General features: G+C 53.2%; 5 protein-coding genes. All 5 read left to right on the forward strand.

The annotated features are described in order from the left end of the window. Nucleotides 1–88 precede the first annotated feature (88 nt). Nucleotides 89–1,507 carry a glycosyltransferase family 4 protein gene (locus FBQ85_09310; GenBank protein ID MDL1875345.1) on the forward strand — a complete coding sequence of 473 codons (1,419 nt, stop codon included), beginning with the start codon at nt 89–91 and terminating at the stop codon, nt 1,505–1,507. Next, a complete protein-coding gene (locus FBQ85_09315; protein ID MDL1875346.1) occupies nt 1,500–2,567 on the forward strand; it encodes a hypothetical protein in 1,068 nt (355 codons plus the stop codon). Before FBQ85_09310 ends, FBQ85_09315 begins: the two co-directional genes overlap by 8 nt. Next, on the forward strand, nt 2,518–4,980 hold the full coding sequence (locus FBQ85_09320; protein ID MDL1875347.1) for a hypothetical protein: 2,463 nt from the start codon (nt 2,518–2,520) through the stop codon (nt 4,978–4,980). The genes FBQ85_09315 and FBQ85_09320 overlap by 50 nt, the downstream gene beginning before the upstream one ends. A gap of 10 nt (nt 4,981–4,990) precedes the next feature. Further along, entirely contained in the window at nt 4,991–6,085 is a 1,095-nt protein-coding gene (locus FBQ85_09325; GenBank protein MDL1875348.1) for a glycosyltransferase family 4 protein, read from the forward strand. Nucleotides 6,086–6,356: 271 nt separating this feature from the next. After that, a partial coding sequence (locus FBQ85_09330) for a hypothetical protein (protein MDL1875349.1) occupies nt 6,357–7,847 on the forward strand: 1,491 nt, incomplete at its 3' end.

The following is a 7,847-nucleotide window of genomic DNA, read 5'->3' on the forward strand; positions in this document are numbered from 1 at the left end:
TTCTGCGCGGCGATGCGACCTTCACGTTCGCACAATCTAAATCACCTCCAGCACTAGACTCATTGCATTCACAGCAGAGGGGTGACTCTTGTCACGGTCACGCAAAAAAGTATTATTTATTGCCTACATTTTTCCTCCGTTAGCGCGCGCCGGCGTGCATCGCAGCGTGCGCTTCGCGCGTTATTTGCCGGAACTGGGTTGGGATCTCACTGTTCTCACTCCCGCAGAACGCTACTATCCTACGCACTCGCCGATTGATCGCGATCTCGTGAAGAAAATTCCAGCAGAGATCGCCCTCGAGTCGACGCCCGTTTTTCAAGGCGCCGCGAGCATGTTTCACCTGAAAGATGTGTTGCGCGGCCGCCAGGCGAGTTCTCCGGCGCCGAAGCCAAAAGTTCCGCCGGTAACGTCGAAATCTGCAAAAAACTCTGCGCCGGCAAAAGCGGCAGCAGCGAGCAACGCGCCCAAACGGCGCGGCGCGATGCAAAAGGCGAAAGATCTTATTTATGATTTATTCACCATCCCGGATAAGGATGTGAATTGGTTGCCGTATGCCGTTGCGCGCGGCATGAAATTGCATCGGCGGGAGAAATTCGATCTGATCTACTCGACTGCGCCGCCGTTTACCGATCATTTAGTTGCGCATTTACTAAAGAAAATGACCGGGTTGCCGTGGGTGGCGGATTTCCGCGATCCATGGGCGCGTGCGCCGTGGAAGGCTGAGATCCTTGGCGAGTCTTTGCGTGGGAAATCTGCGACATATTTGGAACGGCAATTCGTGCTCGCCGCTGACCGGGTGATTTTGAATACGGAATGGATCAAGAGCGACTTTGCCGAGTATTACGGCCCACAGCTTGCGCAAAAATTTTCCGTGATCACGAACGGCTTCGATCCGCAAGATTTCGCCGGCATCCATCCGATTGCGCCCGCGCGTTCCGCAAAAAAGCTGGTGATTACGCATACTGGCGCGCTTTACCGCAAGCGCAATCCTCAAAATTTTTTTACGGCCTGCGATAATCTTATTTCCAAGCACGGCGTGGCGCCGCATGAATTGGAATTGCGCTTTGTCGGAACGGTGGCGCCGGAGCTGTACAGCAGTTTTGAGTGCGGCGACGCGTTGCGCCAAGTGATTCAAGTCATGCCGCCGGTTTCACATCAGGAAGCATTGCAGTATCAACTCGAAAGCGATGTCCTGTTGATTTTGCAGCCCGGCACGAGCATGTCCGTGCCCGGCAAGATTTTCGAATACATCGGCATGCGCAAAATGATTTTGGCGATCACGCCGCGGGGCGCGACCGCTGACGTGGTGCGCGAAAACAATCTCGGCATGATCGCGGATCCGGACAACCTCGCTGAAATTGAGAACTGCTTGTTGAAGCTCGTGCATGATTTCCGTAACGGCGGTTTGCAGCCGCCTTCCGTCAACGGGGCTTTCACCAAATACAATGGCATGGAGTTGACCAAGCAATTGCATCTCGAATTCATGAAATGCCTGCGTCATGGTTGAAGCGATTGAAGAAGTGATTCGGCGGCTTTCTTCTCCCGAAACCACTGGCCTGTGGCGCGGCACAAAGCCCGGGAAGATCACGCTGACAGGCAAATCACAACGCGCCTACTCGACCATCTATCGCCTGCGCGTAGAAAGCGCGGAAGAACCATCAGCGCGTATTGTTTATACCAAAGTTTATAAACTCTCTCCGCGGCACCGGGATAATCCTGCCAAGCCGCGCGCCAAGCTCAAGAATGAATTTGAGACGGCGCGGCGGTTGCAAGCGCATCTCAATGGCAGCCAGAAATACGCCGTCGTCAAACCGATTGCCTACTATCTCGACCTCTTAACCATCGTTACCGAAGAGGCGCAGGGCGAGCCGCTGGCCAATGCACTCGAATCGTCGTGCAAGCTCTGGCATGACAGCAGCAAGCTCGAAGACGTTTTAGTTGCGTGCCGGCGCGCGGGTGAAGCTTTGGCGGCGATCCAACGCGCAACCGTGGAACCTCAAAAATTTAACCCCGTCGAATTGCTGGAATACGTCGATATTCGTCTGCAACGATTGGTCGAAGGCGAAGCGCCGTTTTCCGAGAGCAACCGCAAGCAGGTTCTGAAATTTTTGGAAAATGCCATTGCACAAGTGCCGGGTGGCCAGTGTGGACAATGCGGCTGTCACGGCGATTATGCGCCGTTCAATGTTCTGGTTGGCCCTGCCGGCGTAACGGTGATGGATTTCGCCACGTTTAAATCCGGCTCGCTTTATAATGACGCCGCTTACTTCCACCATCGCGTCGAAGGGTATTTGCACAAACCCAGTTTCAATGTCGAAGCAATTCGCCGCGTTCAAAACGCCTTTCTTGCAGGCTACAATCGCGGCGCTGGGCGGGAGCATGACCCCATCGAAAATGATCTGCTGTTCAAGATTTTTTGGATCAAGCACGTCATTAACAATTACAGTGCAGTCATGCGCAAGAAAGTGATGACCATGCGCGACCGCCTTTCGCTCGCGGTGTATTTGTTCAACCGGCATGTTTTCCGCCGTTATAACCATTGGCTCATGCAAATGTGCCAGGATTAACTTTTTGCGATCATCCGTGATGAACCTGAAAAAGCTTAAAAACATGTCTCCCGGCGAAGTCGGGTATCGCCTTAAAATGGCGGGCACAAAAAAGCTGGCGAAAGTCACGCATAAACGGCCGGAAGGCTTGCTGGCGCCGGGGCGCTTCTTGCCGACATTCGAGCTGCCTTCGGATCATCAGGGGCCATTTGCAGACGCCGTTGCTAACGGGCGGTGGCGCGCTGCCGAAGAATATTTGCTCGAACACATGCGCGCGCGGGTGAAGGGCAGCGGGTATCATCGCGCGCAACCCAGATTTTTTTTCTCCGGCAATGATCGCCCGGAGATCACGGCGTTGATTAAACAGCATCTGCCGGGCGTGTTGTCTCAAACATTGTCGGAAGCTGAAAAGCTGCTCAATCACAAATTCTCGTTTTTTGGTGTGAGCAACGATTTCCCCGGTGAAATCGATTGGCACCGCGATCCTCTTTCGCTCGAATCGTGGCCGAGAAAATTTTATACCGAGCTTAAGTTTTACGGCCAGGCCGACGGCGACCGGCGATTGCCGGGCGATGTCAAGCATGTTTGGGAATTGAATCGCCATCAACATTTTGCCGTTCTCGGTAAGGCCTACTGGCTCACCAACGATGACAATTATTCCAATGAGTTCTTTGCGCAATGCACGAGCTGGATCGCACAAAACCCTTTTCTCTACGGGGTAAATTGGACCAGCGCGTTGGAAGTGGGCTTGCGCGCGCTGTCATGGATTTGGGGATATTTTTTTTGTCTGGATGCAAACGCCCTGGAGGCGCGGCTGCATGCGCAATTCCTGCGGGTGCTGCAATTGCACGGACAGTATGTTAATCGTCACTTCTCGTTTTTTACCAGCCCTTATAATCATCTTATTGGGGAAGCGGTCGCGCTTTTTTTCCTAGGCACGCTCTTTCCCGAGTTTAGAGAAGCATCGCATTGGCGCGAAAAAGGCTGGACCCTGCTCGTCACGGAAGCAACCAAACAGTTTCACCACGACGGCATGTCGGTCGAACAGGCGATTTCATATCATCATTTCACGCTGGGCCTTTATTTGTTGGCGGCTATTTTGGCGCAACGCAACGGCGTGGCGTTGCCCCACGAGATGCGGGAACGATTGGAAAGAGCCGCAGAATTTTCGCAATGGAGCGTGCAGCCCGACGGCCGCCATCCCATGATCGGAGATAACGACGACGCTACGGCGTTTTATTTCGGCAAGCGTGCCGCCTGGGATTTTCGCCAGATATTGGCGTTGAGCGCCTTATTGTTTCACCGCGGAGATTTGAAGGCGGCCGCGGGAGAATATGACGAAGCATGCTTGTGGTTGTTGGGGCCTGAGAGCCATCAACGTTTTCAAACATTGGAAGGCGCCGGCGCTGCGCCGCGCAGCCGGTTGTTCGCGGAAAGCGGCTACGCAATTCTGCGCGGCGACGAGCGTCACGATCAGCAGTATTTGATCTTTGATTGCGGACCCCAAAGCCACGGCCTGCACTCTGATGAAATAGTTTCAACAGCGCACGGCCATGCGGATGCGCTTTCGTTCACGCTCTGTGCTCACGGCGCGCCATTGTTGATTGACTCCGGCATGTGGTGTTATAACGGCGAGTTGAACTGGCAAAATCATTTTCGCAGCGGCATGGCGCACAACACGATAACCGTTGACGGCCGCAGCGCTTGCCGGATTGTAGGCCGCTTGGGGTATTCTCATGTTCCGGTCGTTGCGCAATCCGTCTATATCAGTCAAACGGATTATACGTTTGTTGAAGCAACCTACGTGGGCTTTGAATGTGCATTGCGCCATCGTCGCGGTATTTTTTACCGGCACGGAGATTACTGGCTCATCATTGACAGGCTGGCAGGTGACGGCGAACACGAAATTGACCGCTGGTTTCATTTTGCGCCGGAAGCTGAATTGCGCCGGCAATCGCAACAAATCATCATGCGAAGAGCCGATCACAAGAATCTTGTGCTGCAAGATCTCAATGCGCCGCAAGTTGTTGCTGAAATTTTTCATGGCGGCGCGCAAGCCGATCAAGGCTGGATTGCGCCGGGATATGGCCGCACGTTGGCGGCTCCGGTTTTGCGCCTGCGCTCGCAGCAGCGCATGCCAGCGCAATTTGTCACCATACTCATGCCATGCGGCAGTGAAGCGCCGGCGCTTGACTGGGAATACTCGGGAACTCAGGAGGGCGCGAATGCAGGGCCGTTCGAGTTGCGCTTGAGCGCTCACGGCTGGACTGACCGCATCGTTTTTAACTTTGATGAAGCGCCTGCTCGCGCGAATACCGGCGCGATAATCATCTATCATCGTCATGAACCCGAGGCGCGAGGCAATGAGAGCATGGCTTCCTCACACATGAAGCGTATGGCGGATTGGGATGTCTTCGAAAATTTGAAGAGTTGAAACGAGAGCCATGCCTTATCGTATTCTGCAAATCGGCCCTTATCCGCCGCCGGGCACGGGCTGGTCGGTTCGCATAAAGATGTTGAAGCGTTACATCGAACGCGCCGGCCATGTCTGCACCGTCATGAACACAAACAAAAACCGCCGGGTTAATGCCACAGAATTCGTGCCGATTCACCACGGGCTTGACTATGCGGTGAAGGTGTTCAAGTTTTGCATGCAGGGCTATCTCGTTCACATGCACATCAACGGCAAGTCGACCAAAAGCCCGGTTTTAGCCTTAATCGCGGAATCTATTAGCTTGCTTTTTTTTCGCCCAGCGGTTTTGACCTTTCATGCCGGCGTCGTGCAGGATTATTTCCCCAAGCAAAATAAATTTTGGCTCGATAATATTTTCCGTCTGATTTTTTTGATGGCCGGTAAGATCATTTGCAACAATGAAGACGTCAAGGCGCGCATTGTCGAATACGGCGTTCGTCCGGAAAAAATTGTCCCGATTCCCGCATTCTGCATGGAATACATTGAAGACAAGGCCGCACTGCCGGCAGCATTAACCGAGTTTATTCGCAGACATGAGCCGGTCGTGTGCAGCTATATTTATCTGCGCCACGATTTCAATATCGAGTTTTTATTGCAAGCGCTGGCGCAGGTGACGAAAAGCCTGCCGCATGTGGGCATTATTCTGGTCGGCGCTGATCGCGAGCATGAGGCATTGCAAGAACGTTTGCAGCGGTTTGGCTTGCAGACGCACGTTTTTGTTGCCGGTGATCTTGATCACGGTGATTTTTTAGCCGTGCTCGACGCCAGTCACGTCTACATTCGCACACCGGTGGTGGACGGGGTTTCTTCGAGTGTGCTGGAGGCTTTGATGCTGGGCGTGACGGTCGTTGCAAGCGAGAATGGTTCCCGCCCCCCGGGTGTTTTGACTTATGTTGACGGCGATATTCTCTCTTTTTCTCAAACCTTGATGGCCGCAATTCACAACAAAAAGCGTGCTCGCCCGGCAGCCGCTAGCGCGGAAACGCGCATGCACCTGGCGCAGCAGCTCGGCGTGCGCGATACGCTGCGCGAAGAGCTGGCGCTGCTGTTTGCTGAAGCGGCGTAAGAGGGTTGGGGGTTGAAATGCCTTCGCTATACCCGAGATTTGCGCTCACCTCCCGCCGTGTAGAAGCAAAAATTCCAACCTTGCGAAATCACCACACCGGCTTCCGCAAAGACTTTGAAAGCAGGTACCTATGCCTTTGACTTACTACGCGGTAAATTTAGAATAAAAATTCGGTTAAAGATTTTTAATGCACGTCAGGTAAACCTTACAACACGCGACAAATTTTCAATTGCATTTTTTCCGCCGAGATTTTTTGAAAGCATTGAGAAAAATGGCAAGCACCCACACAGGCAAACCGGCATATCCGCTCATCGAAAAGCTCATCGTTATCGGCCTGATCCTCCTTTTCTTAAACAGCGGTTATTTGGTGGCATTTACGGAAACCTCGATTCTTTATTTGATCAATGTTTTCCTACACGTCGCTTTAGGCGCAGTTTGTTTTGCATTGCTTCTGCATCAGGGCTACAAATTTTTGCGCCGCGAAACGCCCAAGGGCAATGACATTGCGCGCTACTTTGGCTACTCGGGTTATTGGTTGTTGATGTTTGGCATGGCGCTGGGTTTTTATTTGATGATCGTGGGCGCCGGCAAATCACATCACACCGCGCTGGTGATGCATGTCGTTGTCTGCCTGCTCGCGATTGTTCTACTCATCAAAGCCATTCGCAATATCGGCCATCAGATTAGTGTTGCCAACCCCATCAATTCCGCCGGACGAGTCTTAATGGTTGTTGCCGTTGTTGCGATTTGTGTTCCGGTGTTGGCGCATTTCTACAAAACAATTGTTCCCAGTGATGAGATTATTGCCGAGAACACAGTCCCGGCGACGTACAGCATGGCGGAGAGCGCGATGGGCGGCGCACAAGGGCCCTTTTTCCCCTCGGCAGCAGCCACAGTTGACGAAAAATTCATTAAGGTCTCGGCGTTGGGTAATTCCGAATCGTGCGGCGCGCAAGGTTGCCATCCGGACATTTATCGTCAGTGGCAAAGCTCGGCGCATAATTTCCCCGCATTTGAAAGCTTGTGGTATAAACCAGCGATTACGGAACTCGAAGCCAGCCAGGGCAAGGCTGCTTCGAATTGGTGCGCCGGATGCCATACGCCGGCTTTGTTGTTAAGCGGCGCTACTGCCCAAACGCCGGAGGAGCAGTCGCAACTCTCAGCCGCGCATGGCAGCATCGGATGCGTCTCATGTCATGCGATTGCCCGCATGAAAGGCACGACCGGCCAGGCAAATTACGTCATGGAAACGCCGGGTTTGTCGGAGCTCGCCAATAGTGAGAATGCCGCCCTGAGAAAGATTTATGCCTGGTTTGTGCATCTGAATCCCCGGCCGCATCGCCAAACATATTTCAAACCATTCCTTGCAGATGAAACCGGCAAATTCTGCTCTTCTTGCCACAAGGCTTCCGTTGATTATCCGGTGAATCAAGGCCATTGGCTGCAAGTGCTCAACGACTACGATAGCTGGCAGAGTAGCAGCTTCTCGCGGGAAACCGTACCTGAGTTTTATCGCCCGGATAAAAAGCAAGATTGCAGCATGTGCCACATGCCGCTGGTTGCCTCACGCGATGCGGGATCAGATAGCGGCCTGGTGCGCGCGCATTTTTTTCTTGGCGCGAATACGCTGGCGCCGGTGTTGCGCCAGGAACAAGAACATCTTGAAAAGACGCAGGATTTTTTGCGCGACAATAAGATTTCACTGGATGTTTTTGCCGTGAGTCTCGGCTGGCCCGATACCAGCCGCCAAACATTCCTTTCA

Source organism: Cytophagia bacterium CHB2 (genome assembly GCA_030263535.1).
Classification (GTDB): Bacteria; Zhuqueibacterota; Zhuqueibacteria; order Zhuqueibacterales; family Zhuqueibacteraceae; genus Coneutiohabitans.

What these genes read in the sequence shown, in the direction of transcription:
- FBQ85_09315 (MDL1875346.1), top strand. Translation starts at nt 1,500, where the DNA reads ATGGTTGAAGCGATTGAAGAAGTGATTCGGCGGCTTTCTTCTCCCGAA.
- FBQ85_09325 (MDL1875348.1), top strand. Translation starts at nt 4,991, where the DNA reads ATGCCTTATCGTATTCTGCAAATCGGCCCTTATCCGCCGCCGGGCACG.
- FBQ85_09320 (MDL1875347.1), top strand. Translation starts at nt 2,518, where the DNA reads ATGTTTTCCGCCGTTATAACCATTGGCTCATGCAAATGTGCCAGGATT.